General features: G+C 47.0%; 16 protein-coding genes. 4 read left to right on the plus strand and 12 right to left on the minus strand.

Annotation, left to right across the window (positions count from 1 at the left end; genetic code table 11):
- The 5 genes from I2E77_RS02690 to I2E77_RS02710 form a co-directional block, all read right to left on the minus strand.
- Positions 1 to 1,134 carry a glycosyltransferase family 2 protein gene (locus tag I2E77_RS02690; RefSeq protein WP_087234045.1) on the minus strand — a complete coding sequence of 378 codons (1,134 nt, stop codon included), beginning with the start codon at positions 1,132 to 1,134 and terminating at the stop codon, positions 1 to 3.
- Between the two features lie 13 nt (positions 1,135 to 1,147).
- On the minus strand, positions 1,148 to 3,223 hold the full coding sequence (locus I2E77_RS02695; RefSeq protein WP_191448560.1) for a glycosyltransferase: 2,076 nt from the start codon (positions 3,221 to 3,223) through the stop codon (positions 1,148 to 1,150).
- Between the two features lie 31 nt (positions 3,224 to 3,254).
- Positions 3,255 to 4,208 carry a hypothetical protein gene (locus I2E77_RS02700; protein WP_195450572.1) on the minus strand — a complete coding sequence of 318 codons (954 nt, stop codon included), beginning with the start codon at positions 4,206 to 4,208 and terminating at the stop codon, positions 3,255 to 3,257.
- Positions 4,209 to 4,232: 24 nt separating this feature from the next.
- A complete protein-coding gene (locus I2E77_RS02705) occupies positions 4,233 to 5,618 on the minus strand; it encodes a glycosyltransferase (protein ID WP_330608886.1) in 1,386 nt (461 codons plus the stop codon).
- A 121-nt stretch (positions 5,619 to 5,739) separates the two neighbouring features.
- Positions 5,740 to 6,807, minus strand: a complete 1,068-nt coding sequence (locus tag I2E77_RS02710; RefSeq protein WP_195450574.1) for a glycosyltransferase family 2 protein — start codon at positions 6,805 to 6,807, stop codon at positions 5,740 to 5,742.
- A 209-nt stretch (positions 6,808 to 7,016) separates the two neighbouring features.
- Between I2E77_RS02710 and spoIIID the strand changes: the two genes are divergently transcribed.
- Positions 7,017 to 7,295, plus strand: coding sequence for a sporulation transcriptional regulator SpoIIID (gene spoIIID, locus I2E77_RS02715; RefSeq protein WP_087234039.1), 279 nt, complete (start codon positions 7,017 to 7,019; stop codon positions 7,293 to 7,295).
- A 143-nt stretch (positions 7,296 to 7,438) separates the two neighbouring features.
- Positions 7,439 to 8,236 carry a ZIP family metal transporter gene (locus I2E77_RS02720; protein WP_087234037.1) on the plus strand — a complete coding sequence of 266 codons (798 nt, stop codon included), beginning with the start codon at positions 7,439 to 7,441 and terminating at the stop codon, positions 8,234 to 8,236.
- A gap of 53 nt (positions 8,237 to 8,289) precedes the next feature.
- Here I2E77_RS02720 and I2E77_RS02725 read toward each other — a convergent pair whose 3' ends face one another.
- The 5 genes from I2E77_RS02725 to I2E77_RS02745 form a co-directional block, all read right to left on the minus strand.
- Positions 8,290 to 9,498, minus strand: coding sequence for an EpsG family protein (locus I2E77_RS02725; protein WP_191441311.1), 1,209 nt, complete (start codon positions 9,496 to 9,498; stop codon positions 8,290 to 8,292).
- Positions 9,499 to 9,554: 56 nt separating this feature from the next.
- Entirely contained in the window at positions 9,555 to 10,733 is a 1,179-nt protein-coding gene (locus I2E77_RS02730; RefSeq protein ID WP_195450575.1) for an EpsG family protein, read from the minus strand.
- A 150-nt stretch (positions 10,734 to 10,883) separates the two neighbouring features.
- Positions 10,884 to 12,278 carry an undecaprenyl-phosphate glucose phosphotransferase gene (locus I2E77_RS02735; RefSeq protein WP_191363145.1) on the minus strand — a complete coding sequence of 465 codons (1,395 nt, stop codon included), beginning with the start codon at positions 12,276 to 12,278 and terminating at the stop codon, positions 10,884 to 10,886.
- Between the two features lie 182 nt (positions 12,279 to 12,460).
- A complete protein-coding gene (locus I2E77_RS02740; protein ID WP_087234029.1) occupies positions 12,461 to 12,895 on the minus strand; it encodes a hypothetical protein in 435 nt (144 codons plus the stop codon).
- Positions 12,896 to 13,303: 408 nt separating this feature from the next.
- Positions 13,304 to 14,047 carry a M23 family metallopeptidase gene (locus I2E77_RS02745; protein ID WP_087234027.1) on the minus strand — a complete coding sequence of 248 codons (744 nt, stop codon included), beginning with the start codon at positions 14,045 to 14,047 and terminating at the stop codon, positions 13,304 to 13,306.
- Positions 14,048 to 14,588: 541 nt separating this feature from the next.
- Here I2E77_RS02745 and lexA point away from each other — a divergent pair.
- Positions 14,589 to 15,173, plus strand: coding sequence for a transcriptional repressor LexA (gene lexA / locus I2E77_RS02750; protein WP_087234025.1), 585 nt, complete (start codon positions 14,589 to 14,591; stop codon positions 15,171 to 15,173).
- 71 nt (positions 15,174 to 15,244) lie between these two features.
- Here lexA and I2E77_RS02755 read toward each other — a convergent pair whose 3' ends face one another.
- Both I2E77_RS02755 and I2E77_RS02760 read right to left on the minus strand, forming a co-directional pair.
- Positions 15,245 to 15,838, minus strand: a complete 594-nt coding sequence (locus I2E77_RS02755) for a cyclase family protein (RefSeq protein ID WP_087234023.1) — start codon at positions 15,836 to 15,838, stop codon at positions 15,245 to 15,247.
- Positions 15,839 to 15,948: 110 nt separating this feature from the next.
- Positions 15,949 to 16,650, minus strand: a complete 702-nt coding sequence (locus I2E77_RS02760; protein ID WP_191363150.1) for a 5'-methylthioadenosine/adenosylhomocysteine nucleosidase — start codon at positions 16,648 to 16,650, stop codon at positions 15,949 to 15,951.
- 211 nt (positions 16,651 to 16,861) lie between these two features.
- Between I2E77_RS02760 and I2E77_RS02765 the strand changes: the two genes are divergently transcribed.
- Positions 16,862 to 17,905 carry an N-acetylmuramoyl-L-alanine amidase gene (locus tag I2E77_RS02765; protein WP_087234019.1) on the plus strand — a complete coding sequence of 348 codons (1,044 nt, stop codon included), beginning with the start codon at positions 16,862 to 16,864 and terminating at the stop codon, positions 17,903 to 17,905.
- Positions 17,906 to 18,110: the final 205 nt, after the last annotated feature.

Raw genomic sequence — 18,110 nt, forward strand, 5'->3', positions numbered from 1 at the left:
TCACCCTAATCTATTTTTTAACGTTTTTAATACTTCATTTAAAGTATAGAACAATCCGTGATGATAGAAACACAAAAGAATTCCTCGCCACTTCCGTAATCCGGGTAACGGCTTCTTATCAAGGTTGTTAGACCCTGTTAAATTAAAAATAGAATCCTTATTGCTAGGAATGGATGCGTTACATAAATGGATCAAAATTCTATAATCTTCATCGTTGTAAAAATAATCACGATCCTCTATATGAGAATGGATGCCTAATTCCATAGCAATCTCTCTCCGAAAACATTCGCATATATCCCGAAAGCTCTCTTCGTTCTTTACCTTTCGTAGAGCATTCATTGTACAGCTTAAAGCAAAATTTACAAAGCTTTGCTCTACATTCTGAAAGGCCTTTCTCTGCTCTAAAGACTTCTTTAAAGCTCTACATGCTGTATAAAAGTCAAGGGGGGATTGTTCTTGTGTGTTTTGCAAATTATTTTTTGTATCTACGCGGTAATACAATAAAGAGCGGTCAATCGTGACAATCCGCTCTGCAAGTGCCAACGCCAAATTTACAAAATATACGTCGTTTGTACTACGTGTCCCCTGAAAAAGGATTTGTTCCCTTTGTATGAATTCCCTATTAAACAATTTGTTCCACGGCGCCGCTGTTGTGATTTGAAAAATTTGAGAATATATATCATGCATTGAAAAAGGCTGCTTTTGCGGTATTAAATCTTTATTATATAACCACTTTCCTTTAAAAGTAATCTTTGTTTGGTCGGAAAAACATTTTACATTAAATATCGTAATATCTGCCCTGTATTGTTCACTGCATGCGTAAGCCCTCCTCAACATATCTGGGTGAAAGAAATCGTCCGCATCCAAAAAGATCAAATATTTTCCCTTTGCAAGCTCCATCCCTCGGTTCCGAGCTACTCCTGCATACATATTTTTCTGCTCAACAACAATTACACGTGCATCTTGGGAAGCATATCTCCGAAGTATTTGTTTTGAAGCATCCTGAGAACCATCATCTACACAGATCACTTCTATCTCCCTAAAGGTTTGCTGCAAAATACTATCCAAACACTTTTCTAAATATTTCTCCGCATTATAGACAGGAATGATAACCGATATCTTTGGTGTATCCATCGTCTAACCCCCATTACGGTGAACCATAAAAAATACAATGGAGCGTATACATAAGTCCATGTTCCCGATAACACCGGATTGTCCCTCGAATCTTCCTGGGGATAAAAGTAATAAAACGTCCAATTCTAAAAGAAAACGATTTTTTTACATTTTCCAGCTCTTTTTTATAGAATTGAAGTTCTTGATAAATAGCTTCTGTATTTCCACTATTCCTTTCAACATAAGCTGTTGGGTTAATAGCGTCTTGGATCAGTTTTTGAAAATACAACTTTTCTACTTCAGATAAATCATGTATTTCTGCCCGTTCTTTCCTAGTTAATTGCATATAAATATTACGTGCAGTTTTTATATAAGAACTTATCTGTTGAGATGCTGCTAAAACGACAGCGCTTTTAAACGATCGATTGCTTAAAAATTGCATCATCAAGATAGCACATATAAAATATCCTTTAAAATTTTTAAATCCCACTTCCGTAGTCATGGTAGAGCTTTCGTGTACTCTCCTAATAAATAAAACATCCGGTATATGCGCTGCTCGGTTTGCTTGTAAGATACTTATAAACGCAAATAAATTATCCTCATGAATAATTCCATTTTTATAGCATATATTGTTTCTCAACAAAAAATCCCTATTGAAGAACTGAAGGCATGGAGAGACTTTAAAATCACCATTTCTAACCATCTCAACGTATAGATCGCAACCTAATCGTACCTTTTTATACTTATAAGTCCTCTTATAATACGTTTTATATTGTGGAAATTGTTTTTCAAGTTCCGATGTTTCATAAAACGATGTCCCATCGAAAAGCAATAAGTCCAACTCCTCCTTTTCCGCTTCTCGATATAAAATCTCTATAGCGTTCTCCTCTAGCTTATCGTCACTATCCATAAAATAAATGTACTTTCCATGTGCTGTTTTAACACCCACATTTCTTGCCGCAGATTGGCCTTGATTACTCTGATTAATAACGATAACTCGTAGATCTTTTTTGGCTATAGATTTCAGTATCGCTTCTGAACGATCTGTGGACCCGTCGTTTACACAAATAATTTCGATATCTTGGAAAGTTTGGCTTAATATGCTTTGTAAACTCTCTTCCAAATAACTTTCCACATTATATACAGGCATCACAATTGACACTTTTGGTGTATGCCCTTTTAATCGAGAAGTTCCATATTCCCCAGCTACTTCATTTTGTAGATTTTCATCTTCTAAGCATTTTCTTTCTAGAACTTTATCTCCAACCGGTGACCCTTGAAAATAATGGTACCATTCGTCCGCCCATGGAACATCCTGATATTTCCATGGCTTGTCTTTCGAAGAAAAATGAACAATAGATGCAAATTCTATGATTTCTCCTAAACTAGAGTAATTACTTCCGTACGTAACATTGATATCCTCTAATTTATACTTCTTTTTCGCTCGTATAAGATTTACTAATAAGACATTATATTGTATGGATAACAAGTGCACTTGCCCATCAAAAACCAAATTAAACACATTCTGATCCATTAATGATGAATCATTTAATTCCTGCTTTTTTTGAACCAATACTTCCGAGATACTTTCGTTTCTCATTCTCGCCAAGTTCAGCAACATTACTCCTGAATTAAAATAGTGTTGAACTTGCTGCACATATTTATGCTTATAATATATACTGCCACTATCTATAACAGCGCATGCTAATTCATGATTCAAAGAAAAATCATATGAATATAAGTCGAATAAATCTTTTAATACAAGGATATCTCCATCCAAATACAAAACCTTTTCACATTCTGGCAATAAGGTAGGGAGATAGAATTTTAGTAACGCTGCTACCGTAGCTACACAATGCGAATGGCTATCAAATGTATGCAACTTTTTTAATGAATCCACAGAAGCATGAACGATATGAATACGCACATCATCACATTCCAGTTCTTTAAACAATGTAATGGCTGATTGATCTAGATCCGTTTCAATTAGATGTATGTGATAATTCGTATTGATATTTTTATTAAGGATCAGCGAATGCATTGCCACAACTGTAGGAATTACATAACCACTATCACAGATAAACGCTACATTAACCCAACTCTGTTTCATGAAAAAATCTCCTTAATGATCATTGTACGATTTACATCGAACACAAAAATTTCCAATTTTCTGAGGTCAATATCCGCGTCTCTTTCTGTCCGACGAACCTACCCACATGATAGGCAATCCCATGATCCTTTAAATTCAGCTCCATTTTCGCCATAGTCCGCCGTTCTCCCAGACGATCGAAATCATCCAACAACACAGCAAAAGAGTCCATCAGGCAGTTCGGGAATAATCGCAAGACATCCACACGCGAGTATATTTTTGCATTCCCTCCAAAAGGGCCATCAATCGAAATTAGATCAAATGATTTTCCCTCTAAGGCATCTGTAAACCCCTTATAAGATAGGACCTTGTTATCTTCCAAATACGCGCTTTCCTCCAGAGGCAATTGTAAGAGAGTTGTACGTTCTCCAAACGAAAAGCTTCTCTTGAAAAATGCAATCCATTCCGGATCGTGTTCAATAACGATATGCTGTACATCTTCAAATGCCGACGCATATTGGCCGATCATCCGAGTCGTCTGGCCCAATCCAAGTTCCAAAATCCGCTTTGGTCGCGCCTCGTCCAAAACACGATAAAGCGCATATAAAAATGGATAACCTGCCGCCCAACGGCCTGGCGAAAAGCTCTTATCTTTCAGCCAAATGCTATTTACAATGGTATCCCGAAAAATTTCGCCCCACAATACTTCCGATTGCCTGCCTTTTAGGTCCTTCAGCAACGTGTCCTCTGCCGTTTTGCGCTCTGCAAGCATTCGGTTCGTTTGATTTGTCTGCAACCGTATTTCTTCCGTAAGCCGTGCTTTCGATCCTTTCAAGTCCGATACTTCTTGCTTTAACGCAGCAATTTCCCTCTGAAGTCTAACATTTTCTTCATGTATTTTGGATAAGTCCTGATGATTCGACTGCATTGCCGTAAGGATATGCTCTACTTCCCGATTGAAGGAAGCAGTCGGTGGAGGAAGAATCTTTTTTAAAAACTGCTTCATGATCGTCACCAAATCTCTGATACATTATTTTATAGGAACATATTGCCTGTAGATCGCTTCATACTTGCTTGCTTCCTCTATCGTAGACGGTTGCCTCGACGGGAAACCATCGCCGGAGAAACGAGCGGCGCATTCCAAGGCATTCAGCAGTGCGTCTTCATCCCCCGCTTTAAAAAGGAAGCCATTTTTTCCCTCCTGTATCGCTTCGGGCATTGCCCCCATCTGGGAAGCCACCACCAAGCATCCTGTAGCGATTGCCTCACGGACCACGAAATTATACGTCTCATACCACAGGGAGGGGACAACAATACAATCGTGTGTTCGGTAAATCTCCGGCATGCGCTTAAACGCAACCGGCCCACGAAAGTGAACCCTTTGATCGTTTCCTGCTAGCTGCTTTAATTGCCGTTCATAGGCATCCGTTCCTGTCCCATACAGCTCCAATGTATAAGCTCCAGACAGGCGTCGGAAAGCAGCAATGAGCATATGGATTCCTTTCAATTCCGAAAAGGTGCCTACATACGCAAAAGCCTTGACTCGATTGACCGGCCCACGGGAAAAAGAAAATTCGGGTGCAATCCCATGCGGGATCACATATGGCACAACCTCCGGAAATTCCTGATGAACCACGGACGCCACAAATTCGGAGGGTACGGAAACAGCAGCAGCCTTTTGCAAAAGTTCAGCTGCATATCTATAACGCTGGGAAAAGTCCGGAACCGTATTCGTTTTGCATACCGCTGCGCATCGCCGTCCCTGTTTACAGCCGGGGCAAAAATGTCCCTGCCGGTCTACCATTGTAGCATAGTGGCAGAAAATATTGAAGTCCGTCAATGTCACAACATAGGGAATCTCACGCTCTGTACACGCCTGCAAAAACGCCGCCATCGGCTGCGGATAGGCACAATGCACCATGTCCGGACAATCCTGCTTCAGAAAATACATGGCAAAACGATGCATGGATCGATCATTCGGATCGATGCGTTTATAAAACAACCCATAAGGTGTCTTGCGATAGCGAAACTCTACCACTTCAAGCCCTTCAAAGAGGAAGGTCCGATACAGGATATCTCCTACTGAAAATGGGTACTCGTTACAATCTGCCGTACCCAGAGTAAAAACTTTTACCCGGTGCCCTTTTTCCTGTTGGGCCCGCGCCATATTGAATACAAAGCGCTCCGTCCCGCCCTGCCGGTTCGGATAAAAATAATGGACCAAATAATAGATACAGAACGGTTGAACCCTCTCTTTTATAACCGGAAGTTCCCTCTCTGGACAAGGTGGAAAAGTGGGTACTTCCGTCTTCGCGTCTGTGTGAAAGCGCTTTCGGTCAACAACATATTTTTCCCAAACTTTTGCGGCTGTTCCCTTTAAACCATAATATCTGCAAATAGATAATAACGTTTTCACTGCGAATAGCCACTTCCTTTCAGACCCACAATTTACCAATCCCTATCAATTTTGCCATTCCGAAATGAAGCATACGCTTGAGGTAAATCGGTCTTTGCCGTCAACCGAGTCCTTTTGATCACTATGCGAAAAGTGTTGTTTCATCCTCCAAGTGACTTTTTACATACAACCGGCTTATCATCCAAATAACCGCTGAAGAAGCACGGACCATCCGGTGCTTCAGCAAAAAACAAAGCCACTTTTCGATCTGGTAAAACGCTGGCGTGATCAAACATTTCTTTCTCAGTTTATACAACTCCCCACTCTGCATGGCTTTTTCGCAAATCGCACATAATTGTGTGTCCCAAGTCAATTTATAAATATGATGTTTTAGAGAGCCAAATGGCCTCGAAGCTGTCTTCGCAGAGCACAAATAACCCGTTAACACCGAGAAGAAAGAAATATAAAGTAGAGGGCTCTGCTCCTCTTCCATAGATGCTTTCCCACAGAACTTCACAAGATAGTTTTCGAAAAGATCTCCTTGCCGCAGGATTTTCCAATTACCTCTGTGAATAATAGAGTTTTTTCTCTGTACATAGTGATATAAAACCTTTTGTACAATCGCTGCGGTCTTTAAATGGGGGAGCAGTTCCAGGTTAAACAAAAGATCCTCTCCAACATCACCGGAAAAAAATACCCGCCTTTGCTCGATCATCTGCCTGCAATAAATTTTATCCCACAGATTTGGAGACTTCCAAAAATATTGCATATAAAAATCCGATGGAGATGTGATTCGGATCAGGGGCGCCCCTTGACATGGCCGAGTTTCCCGATGTCCAACAAATTGCAGGTCGTAACCACATATCGCGACTTCTGCCCGATGATCGACAGTGGCCAAGAGCTCTTGGTACATATCAGGTTCTACATAGTCGTCCCCATCCACAAAACCGATATAGGTTCCTTGCGCGTATTGAAGCCCCTTATTCCGTGCTGCGGACACCCCGCCGTTTTTCTGATGAAATACGCGAAGGCGTTGGTCTTTTTCAGCATATCGATCCAATATCGCACCCGATTTGTCCGTTGACCCATCGTCGATCGCGATAATTTCTATTTCGCGTAATGTCTGCGCCAATAGGGACTGTATGCACCTTGCAATATAGTCCTCACAGTTGTAAACCGGTACAATCACACTGACCTTTGGGGCATCCATTCTTTGTCCCTCCAACAGTAAAGCTCATTCTTTAGAATTATATCATAGGCCGCACCCCAGAACAACCGCCAGAGGACGGCCCCTTCATATTCTCGGGTCCCCCCACATATATTTGGTAGCATAGGGCGCGTTCAAGCGAAAACCGCACCGTTTTCCATGTCTTGAGCTTGCAATCTGAACATGCCCTAACTAGAACAGGGGGGCGTACCATGAAAGGCATCGTTGAAGAGCGCGCTGTCGAGCTCGGCGAATATATCATCGAAAACAAGGCCACAGTCCGAAAAGCAGCCAAAAAGTTTGGCGTCAGCAAAAGCACGGTACATAAAGATGTCGCCCAGCGTTTAAAATATGTCGATCCACAGCTCTATCGGGAAGTAAAAAATGTGCTAGAGGTAAACAAAGCGCAGCGGCATATCCGCGGCGGCATGGCCACCAGGATGAAATACAAAAAGGGTTCCTTGGCCGCTGTGCCCAATTCCAACCGGTAAAAGTAGAAACCTCCCTCCGATGGAACCAGATGGGAGGGCCTGCGAAAAATTCCATTGCATTTCAAACGTTCCTCCTCTATAATCATAATAACGATTCTCGTGATTATAATCCATATATCGGGAGTCGGAAAAGGAGGACGTCCATGCAAGGATTGCATCCCGCATGGCTGGCCTTGATCGGGACGGGATTCACCTTCCTCTGTACCGCTATGGGCGCAGCTATGGTTTTTTTATTCCGCAAAGGGGTAAAGGCAAATCTACAGCGCATTTTCTTAGGATTTGCCGCCGGCGTCATGATTGCCGCTTCCGTATGGTCCCTGCTGATCCCTTCGATTGAAATGGCAGAGGAGCAGGGGCAAATCGGATGGATTCCCGCAGCGGGTGGTTTTGTCTTGGGGGGCCTGTTTTTAATGCTGCTCGACCGGCTCCTTCCCCATCTGCACCCGGGCAGCGACCAACCGGAGGGGATTTCTTCCTCACTAAAGCGTACGACCATGTTGGTGTTTGCCGTGACGCTGCACAATATCCCCGAAGGCATGGCAGTCGGCCTGTCCTTTGCGCTTGTCGCACAGGAAGGCGCGCCGGTGACGTTGGCGGCTGCAATGGCATTGGCCCTCGGAATGGGCCTTCAAAATTTTCCAGAGGGCGCAGCAATTTCCCTTCCCTTGCGGCAAGAAGGCTTGTCGGCCACCCGGTCGTTCGCATACGGGGCGCTCTCCGGGATTGTCGAACCGATTGGCGGCCTATTGGCGGTTTTAATCGCTGGTTCGGTGACGCCATTGATGCCCTGGTTCCTTTCCTTTGCCGCAGGCGCGATGATCTATGTTGTGGTGGAGGAACTTATTCCGGAAGCACACCTCGGCGAACATTCCCACCCAGGGACGGCGGGCGTCATGCTTGGTTTCCTGGTGATGATGATTTTAGACGTAGCGCTCGGTTGAGAAGTCCATAGAAGAAACGGGAGACGTTCTGTAAAAAGAGCGTCTCCTTCTTATTATCCAAAGGTTTGCACCAAAGTATTCAGGATGGTCGTCGTAATCGCCTGTACGCGCAGAGCGCTCACCTGGATCTCCTGGAAGACGGTATAGAACGGCAAGAGGTTGATGCGGTTTTGCTGGATGAACCAGAAGTAATAGATCAACCCAAAGGCCATGACAGCCGCCAAACCATAGTAATAACCATAATTGCGCCAGCTACCTTTGCCCGCCAGAAAGCGTTTTTCTTTCTCTTCTTCGGTGGCGGTGGATTGCAAGGCAGCCAACAGCTCCGGGATATACAAAATCGCAGCGGTAAAGAAGATATTGCCAATCCGCTGGAACAGGAAATGCTTCCAGGTCAAGATGAAAAAGATCCCTGCATACATGGCAAGATTGACCAAAACCACATTCCTTGGATTTTGTTTGAGCAACAGTTTTTTGAAGCCGATGATCATCACCATGGCCAAAACTGGCACAAATCCCGTCATGAAGTCGCGGCCATTCATAAAGTAGAGGTTCTGCTCAGTCGCATAATATTGATAGACAAACTGCGTGACCAGGTCAAAGAGCTGCCAGGAAAAGATCAGTACCAGAACCGTAACGCCCGCATAGACGCCCATAGAAACCCGGTTGACCGGAATCTGCGCCAGGAAATAGATGGGGATCACCAGCAGCAGGGAATTGTGAAAGCTCGCCGCCAACAAAACCAGCAACATGTATGGGACGATCCGCTTTTCCTTGATATAGCGAATGGCAAATAGGAAAATAGCGATTGCCAAAGACTGGCGGAGATAGCTCAGCGTGTTCCCAAAGAAGTTGAAGGCGACAAAAATGAACATCCCAACCCACGGTTTCGGGCAGTCCCGATAGAGCACTAGCGCGGTCAGGCCGACCATAAAAACAGCGATCACCGCCGCATAAACAAAGGGGTTTCCCGTAACAAAGGAAATCAGATATGTCAACAGGCTGAACCCAAATTCAGACCGGTAGGTGTTCGCATCGCTGATTAAATACCCCCAACCGCCGCTGTGGACATTCTCAAAAAACGGCACATAAAACTGGAAATAATCAATCCCCACGTTGGTCGCCCGGATAGAAGAAAAAACAATTAGGATCACCGAGGAAATACAAAGGTATAAAATCTCCTTTTTCCGGCTCGGTTTCCATTCCCCCAAAAGCAGGCCAAGAATTAAGATGCTAAATACAATGATGGCATATGCCCACATATAGTCGCCCTCTTTCTTATCGTTTTATATTGCGCCTCTAAGCACAAATATCCTCTTTAAAAAAAGGTCACATAGGGAATCAGATTGATGCGGTTCTGCAGCAGGAACCAGATATAATATAGGGTGCCAAAAAAGAGCGTAACGCCGAGGCTGTAATAATAATATTGCCGGTGCCAGTTCTCCACACTCTTCCTCTTCCGGCGCTCCCGCATCTGCTGCTTCCGTTCGGACCGCATCTGGAACCTCCGCTGCTCCAAGTCCTCGTCCGCAGCGGGTTCGATCCGGATCCCTTTAAGGAGCTCGGGGAGCAAAAAAATCGCGCCGGCAAAGAAAATATTTCCAATCCGCTGAAAAATATAATGTTGGCAAGTTAAAATAAAGAGCAAACCCGTGCATACCGCCAGATGGACCAGCGCCCCATTCTGTGGGTTCTGCCGCAGTAGGTGGCCTTTCAACAAAAGGGCCACAACCGCCAAGGATACGGGGATAAACGCGGTCTGCCAATCGCGCCCACGCAGGAAATAAAGCCCTTCCTCCGTTGCATAGAACTGGTAAACAAATTGGGTGATAAATTCGAAAATCGGCCAGAAGAAGGCCATAATTAGAATCGTCCCTGTCCCATACACCGCAAGGGTTTTCCAACAAATGGGAACCTGCGCCAAAAAATAGAAGGGAATCAGCAGCAGGACGGACTTGTGGAACGTCGCCGCCAGCAATACGATCAACAGATATGGCACAAAACGCTTTTCCTTGAGATAGCGAATGGCGAATAAGAAAATCCCAATGGCGAAGGACTGCCGGATAAAACTCATGGAATTGCCGAAAAAATGGAAACTTACAAAGATAAACATCCCCACCCAGGGAATGGAACAATCCCGATAGATGGCAATGGCCGCCAATAGCACCAGGATCGTTGCCGCAACCGCCATAAAGACGTGGACATCCCCGGTAAACCGGGAAATCGCAAAGTTGAGAAAGCTAAAGCCGAACTCCATGCGGTATTCATTCTGTGGCCCGGTCAAAAATTGCCATCCCTCCCGATGCATCTGTTCAAAGTATGTCTGATACATCGGATAGTCAATGCCAACCGTCTCCCCGCGGAATGCAGCAAAGAGAATCAACCCCAAGGAAGCGATCCCCAAGTAAATCGCGTCTTTCCTCCTGCTTGGATTCCGTTCGCATAAGAGGAATCCAGACACAACAAGAAACAGCAACAGCAAAACATACGGCAGCAAAGCTGTCTCCTCCCTATTTCCACACCCTTCCGCCAAACGGCAATACGGCAGTCCCCGCTGCTTTGGGGTAGCCGCAACGCTCTATCCACGCGGAAATCTTCGTTTTCACAGGCATTTATGGAATCATTATAGCACAGAATCCCTTCCTTTTCAGAGATCTTCGCTTTTGTTCACAATTCCTTTAAATATGGTTAGGAACAAGATCTTGATGTCCAAAAGGAAGGTCCAGTTTTCAATGTAATAAATGTCACATTTGATCCGTTCTTCAATGGAGGTATCCCCACGCCAGCCATTGACCTGGGCCCATCCCGTAATCCCGGGGCGGACAAGGTGCTTCATCATATACAGGGGGATCTCCTCCCGGAACTTTTCTACAAAATACGGGCGTTCGGGCCTCGGCCCTACTAGGCTCATATCCCCTTTTAGCACATTCCAGAGCTGCGGCAGCTCGTCCAGGCTGTACTTGCGCAAAAAGGCCCCAAACCCGGTCCGGCGTCCGTCGTTGCGGGTTCCCCATGTGGTCATATCCGCATTGTTCTCCGTACTCATGGAACGGAACTTATACATAGTAAATTCCCTCTTGCGGCGGCCGATGCGTGTCTGGCGGTAGATCACCGGACCGGGGGACGAACATTTCACGCCGATCGCCACCCCCAAAAAGACGGGGGACAGAAGGACCAGGCCCAAAAGTGAAGCCACAATATCAAAGCTCCGCTTTAAAAAGCCGTTTACCAAATTGTCCAATGGCACGCGGCGCAAGTTGATGAGCGGCATGCCTTCCACCACGTCGATATACGGCCTGGTGGGCAAGAATTTCGTATAGAAGGGGAGCAGGCTGGATTTGACCCCTTCCCTTTCGCAGGTATCGATGATCTCCTCCAACTCCGGGAATTCATCGTAATCGAGCGAGATAACCACCTCGTCGATCTCCTTATTTTCCAAAAGGTTGGAAAGGTCCTGGAACGTCCCCCGATAGGGAAGGTTGCGTTTCCCCACATTTTCCGGTTGCCCGCTCAGATAGCCGCAGACGTCGTATCCCAGACTGCGGTTCAGCATGATCTTATCGTAAAATTCTCCGGACGCCTGGTTCCAGCCGACGATCAGGAGCTGCTTCAGGTTATATCCCTTTTCGCGCAAGCGCCGCAGGATTTTCCGGATCGCCACCCGTTCGATGGAGCCGAACAGGGTATTCATCCCCGCGAACAGCACAACGACCATTCGGGAAACGTTGACCTCCTTCAAAAAGAAGACCAACACAAAGATAAAGATCGAACCAACCATATTCGCCTGAACAATTTTTCCGATCTCCGACACAAGCGCTTTGCTTCGGAAGGAATCGTGCAGGCCAAAATATTGATACAATAAAAAATAAAACGGGATTACCAGGACCATCAGCCTCAAATAGTAGACGATTCCAATGCGGTCATGGCCACCATCCAACACGTTAAAACGGATCACAAAGGCCAGGACCATAGAAATCAGGCAGATGCATGCATCCAGCACCACCATGGTCACATTAAAAATCCGTTGGTTTTCTTTGAGCATCTGTGTATCCCCCTCCTTTCTTCGGATTTCACAGGGATGTGTCTATTGTACGGCATTGGCCATGAAATGGCAAGCAGACAAGCAAAATTCCATCTTGCTAATTTAAGAGATGTAAATTGCCATCTAGAGGGAGCAAAAAGGGGTCCTGGCACAAGGCCAGGACCCCTGGAACAGCCGCCAGCTTATGCATTCATCATTCTGGCGGGCACTGCCTTTCTGTTTGTCGGGCAGATATTATATATGATGCCGTCTTTTGCCACCATGGAAATGGGGATTTGGGGCAAAAGCTTATGAAGGACTTCCACAAATCCATTAACGGGGGCTTCCGCCATTCCCGTCACAATATGAGTCGCTCCTATTTGTTTTACAAACCCGACTGCCAACAACGCTGCGTCATCATGAAAATAGACGGACATTTCTGCCTGCACGTCGCGCGATGTCTGCCGCAGATACTCCAACTCCTCACAGTCGGCATCGAACCCCGCCGAAGTCGGCTGTACACACAATACATGCAGTGGAACCGACCGCTCTTCTGCAATCCGCTTCCCTGCTTTAATCAATCTGTCACAATCGCGCTGGCCTGTAACACAAACCAGAACCGCTCCTCTGCTGTTCACGAATGTACCTCCTTTCTACCAGTCTCATTCCGTATGCCCGTGGGGAACCGGGCTATACAAACCTGTCTGTTCTCTTTCCCCGTCTATTTAAGTATAGTAAAATTTCCGCTGGGTATGGTAACGTTCGGTGTCTATTTCATGAATAAACTGTTAAGGATTCACCCGAACGGACAACTCGCATCCAATTTAATCTCCACCCCGTTACATCAATTGAAACGCACTTCACCGAAAAGAAGGGGCCTTTTCATTTCGTATATAGTGTACCACGAAATTAATAATATTTCCAGCAACATTCTTGTAATTTTTATGAATATATTCTAAACTTTACAGGCAGAGATCAAAAAAGCAGAGTCAAAAGATTCCTCTCTTGACTCTGCTTTTTATGCCCCTAAACGTTGCCGAGGGCGCCTATTCAAAGATTGTGAGGGGGTCAATCCACTTGCCGGACTTCTTAACCGCAAAATGTAGATGTGGGTCGTCAGCGCTCTCACAAGGGGTTGTCCCAACCGTCCCGATTTTTTGACCGGCCTTGACCGTATCGCCGGCTTTCACGTCCATCGTTTCCAGGCCACAGTAGCATCCGCCGGTCTCGCCGTGCTCGATATATACGACATTCCCAAATAGGTCGTCGTGGTAGGCGTTTTTCACGGTCCCATCGGCGATCGCTTTCACTTCCGTGCCCAATTCCGCAGCGAAATCCACCCCCGCATGCGCGCGCCAGTCTTTCATCGTTTTAGAATAGATTAGATTGTCGATGCTAAATTTTTGCACAACCGTTCCATCGACCGGATACGAAAAAGACAATGGAACCGTCGTGGTCTTTACGGCGGGCTCTTCCGAGGAAACCGGCGCTTTGGATTGCGGCGCCTGGCTGCTGGGGGATGTGCTCGGCGGTGCGGATGGTGTGGAAGATGTTGTGCCCGGCGAGCTGCTTCCAGGGACCTCCAACACGCCGCTCACCGCTTCATTCGCTGGATAGGCCGTTGTTTGGCTGCTGGATGGTTCCTCCTCCGGCGTCGCATAGTTGATAACGCTATCATACGTCGTCCAGGCGGCCACACCGATTGCAATTAAACAGACGCCCAGAGCAATGTAAAAGCCTTTGGAAGCCCCTCCGGATGAATGGTTCTTCTGATAGTGGTTGTTAGTCATTCGTTGCACCTCCGAGTCTATTTTTGCCACCTATTTCGGGGAATATGCGGCAGCTGCAAAAATAGGAACCGTACACAACAAATGAAAAAAGACCGAACCCTTACGGATTCGGTCTTTCTTCTTAGCTTGAGGGGTATATTGAGGAGGGTAGAACATGTATCAAGTTCTGGTGCGGCTCCATTGCTTGATTACGGTTCTTATTATACTCACTTTACCGATTTGAGTTGTTACGATGCTATGAATATTCTTTAAACTATTTCAGTAGATTTTTTGAACGAATTTCCGTAGAAATTGCCAAAAAGGGACGCTTTGGGAAGAAACCCCTCGAAAGTTTCACAAACAAACGTTTACATTTTTTGACCGCCTGTGTTATAATGGAATTATTAAAATAACCATTTTCATAGATGTGTACCGCCTTTCTCTATAATAAAGGGGCAATGGATAGAAGCCTTCGCAGGCGCCCATCTATTTTTCTAACATGCTCTTCCGAATGGCTCCGGAAATGGATCAAAAACCACCACCAGGAAAGTGAGGATGCGATATGTTGACAGAAAGCCAAAAGAAAGTATACGACTATTTAAAAAGCCGGGCACAGGGCGGCCTTCCTCCGACCGTTCGGGAAATCTGCAAAGCGACCGGCCTGAAATCCACGTCCAGCGTCCACGCGCACCTGAAGACACTGGAACGCGAGGGATATATCAGCCGCGACGCCGGCCTCAACCGCGCCATCCATCTTGTGGGGGAGCAGCCCACTGTACAGGTGCCGGTCGTTGGCCGTGTGGCTGCGGGGCAACCCATCCTCGCAGTGGAAGAGGTGGAGGGCTATGTCCCCTTCTGCCCGCCCAACCAAAATGCCGACGACTACTTTGCACTGCGCGTGCGCGGGGAAAGCATGAAATGCGCCGGCATCCTGGACGGCGACCTTGTGATTGCCCGCAAAGTATCCACAGCGGAGGACGGGGAGATGGTCGTCGCCCTGATCGAGGATGAGGCGACGGTCAAATATCTGTATCGGGAGCCCGACCGCATCCGCTTGCAGCCCGATAACCCGGAGTATGAACCCATCTATGCGACCGACGTCACCGTGATCGGAAAAGTCGTCGCAAGCATCCGCTATTATAAATGAGCAAACATCCCCTATAAACAGACTGGCGCGGCCCTGCTTTTAGCAGAGCCGCGCCGTTTGATTTTCAAAATTTAATCCGCTTCGCCGTCTTCCGCCAACAACACTGCCCGGAGAGGGGAGGCTTCCGCCCCCTTCAAGTAGAGTGGGAACGCCACCAACGTATAGGTACCCTCCTTCACATGGGACAGGCACAACCCCTCCAAAATGGGAATATCTGCACCCAGGAGTTCAACATGCGGCCCCGCCTCCTCATGCGGCGCGCCGATGCTCCAGGCATCCGTCCCAACCAACGTCACGCCGGCGGCAGCTAAGGCAAATGCAGCGCTTGTGGAGAGGTAAGCCTCCCCTCCGCCCTTGAACAATAGGATCTTTTCGCAATAGGGCATGATACGGTCGATGTCGGCCCCCGTGACAATCCCGTGTGCTGACACAACTGTGCAGCGCCCCATAAACCGGGACAGGTCCAGCTCGTCCACCGTCTTTCCGTCGTTGATAAAATGGCGGGGGGCATCCACGTGGGTGGCAGAATGGCACCCGGTATAGAACCCGGAGAGATTGTATGAATCCCCCAGCTCCATGCGCCGCACCAGTTCACGGCGAGGCTCTGGGTCCCCCGGATAAACCGGTGTAGAAAATAGCTCCCGCGAAATGTCGATGACCTTCATATCCTGCCGCCTCCTTTTCCCTGTCACTTTTTGTAATCTTTTGAAATCTTTTGAAAGATCTGGTCCGTTTCTTTTGTTTTATGGGTAGGGGATTTCTGCTTGCTCGATTCCTATATATTTTCCAACATTGGCAGCGCCGTGCAAAGCAATTCGGTTGTCTGATGCGCGGCAAAGGTGGAAAATTGCTCATAGTCCACGCCCGCGTTGCTATCCGCATTGTCGGAAATACAGCGCACCGCTGTGTATTCGGTTCCATTGATATAGCACACCTGCGCAATACTTCCGCTCTCCATCTCACAGGCAACCGCCCCAAAGGTGGAGGCGATCCAATGAAGTTTTTCTGCACTGCTGATAAATTGGTCCCCGGAGGCGATCCGCCCAATGTGGACGTTTCCCTGGTACGCGCAGCGTCTCGCAGCCTCGGCAAGCACCCGATTCATTTCAGAGGAGGTGGGGATGACAACCAAGTTGATTCCGGATACCATGCCAATCTGGTCGCCGATCTGGGTGGTATCCACATCGTGCTGAATGGCACCGTCCGCTAGGACCAGGTCCCCGATCTTGACATCCGCGCCGATTCCGCCGGCAACGCCGCTGTTGATAATCCGGCTGGGCGCATAGCGCAGGATCATCGTCTGCGCACAGATCGCCGCATTGACCTTCCCAACATTACAGCGCGCTACAACGCACTCTACCCCTTGGATGGCGCCGCGCACAAAGTCCATTCCACTGATGGTTTCCGTCTGTGGATGTTCCAGTTTTGCAAGAATTTCTTCTACTTCAATCGCCATTGCACCAATAATACCGATCATCATTCATCCCACCATTCTCAAAAATACAGACCGGTTTTCTTCGGAAAAAACCGTCTGAAAATCCATTTTTTTACAGTATACCTGATTGGCGTTGGAAATGCAATTGCTTTACATAATCACAAAATTTCTGTTGTATTGAAAGAATTTTTGTAATATAATTGGAACTGTTCAACAACCCGATGTGTTAAAGAGAGGATGGAGCGAAAGAAAGATGAACCGAATACTGAAAAAACTTGTTTCCGCAGTTGCCCTGGGCCTGACCGTCTGCCTGTTTTCCGCATCTTTGTGCAGCGCTGCGGCCGCGGCAGCAGAGCCTACACAGGAGCGTACCATCGCAACCCAGCAATACGATGGTCCCAACGGCCGCTTTAAGGTCTACCTAAGCCCGTCTGCCCAGCCTTGGAATCCCTATTGCGACGGCAGCGGCAGCGAGGAATACTATATGCGGCAGGTTGCCACCGCTATGATCCCCTACTTGCAGAGTTACGGCATTGACTACGTCCTGCCAGGTGCGCAAACGGGGTCCTCTTCCACCCAAAAAGCTTTCCTGACCAACCGTGCGAACGAAGCCAAAAATACCGGATGCGACCTCTATTTGGCGATCCACTCCAACGCTGCCAACGGCAATACCCGCGGCACGCGTATTTACTATTATACAAAGAGCTCGGAAAGCCTACGTTTTGCAAAAGTTTTGCAATCGAATTTTAATTATCCAGACAAATCCAACATCAAGCTCGCCTACAACGACGCGCTGATGGAGATGTACCTGCCTACGATGCCCCATGCATTGATTGAAACTGCTTTCCACGATAACGCGCAGGACGTCACATGGATTAAGAGCAATATCAACACCATGGCTAAAAGTTTAGCGGACGCGGTGAACGCATATGCGCAGGGGAGCTCCGGTACTTCGGTCGCTGCGGGCCTTTCTATGAACCGTATTTTTGCAAACCTTTCCACAGGTACTGCCATTATTTTAAATGTCTCTTCTACAACCGGCCAGGCAGTTCCAACCTTGACTTGGCGCTCCAGCAACCCGGCGGTTGCATCCGTTGACCAAGGTGGCTTCGTATTGGGTATGAGTGCTGGCGATACAGTAATTTCGGCTACTACTCCAACGGGCCAATCTGTGAGCTGCACCGTCACCGTGACAGGGCCCACCATGCAGATTGGCGGCGGCCCGGTGGCTTCCGCTGAGGGAGAGTACATAGGGGATTCCACTGAGGAAACAGGACCGATCACTCCAACCGCTTGAAATCCATATTTATGATAGACCATCAAAACCACCTGTCGAATGTGTGGTTTACACAGGGCTAAAAGCCCATAGCTACCGGCCAGCGCCTTACGGCGCTGGCCGGTAGCTATGTCCAGGCGGGGAGACTTATTTGCCGTTATTTTTTGCAGCCTTTGAAGAGGGATTCCCATTACCGGCTGCCCTTCCAAAGGTGTTCATATTCCTT

The organism is Anaeromassilibacillus sp. 1001302B_160321_C8 (genome assembly GCF_015554745.1).
Classification (GTDB): Bacteria; Bacillota; Clostridia; order Oscillospirales; family Acutalibacteraceae; genus Anaeromassilibacillus; species Anaeromassilibacillus stercoravium.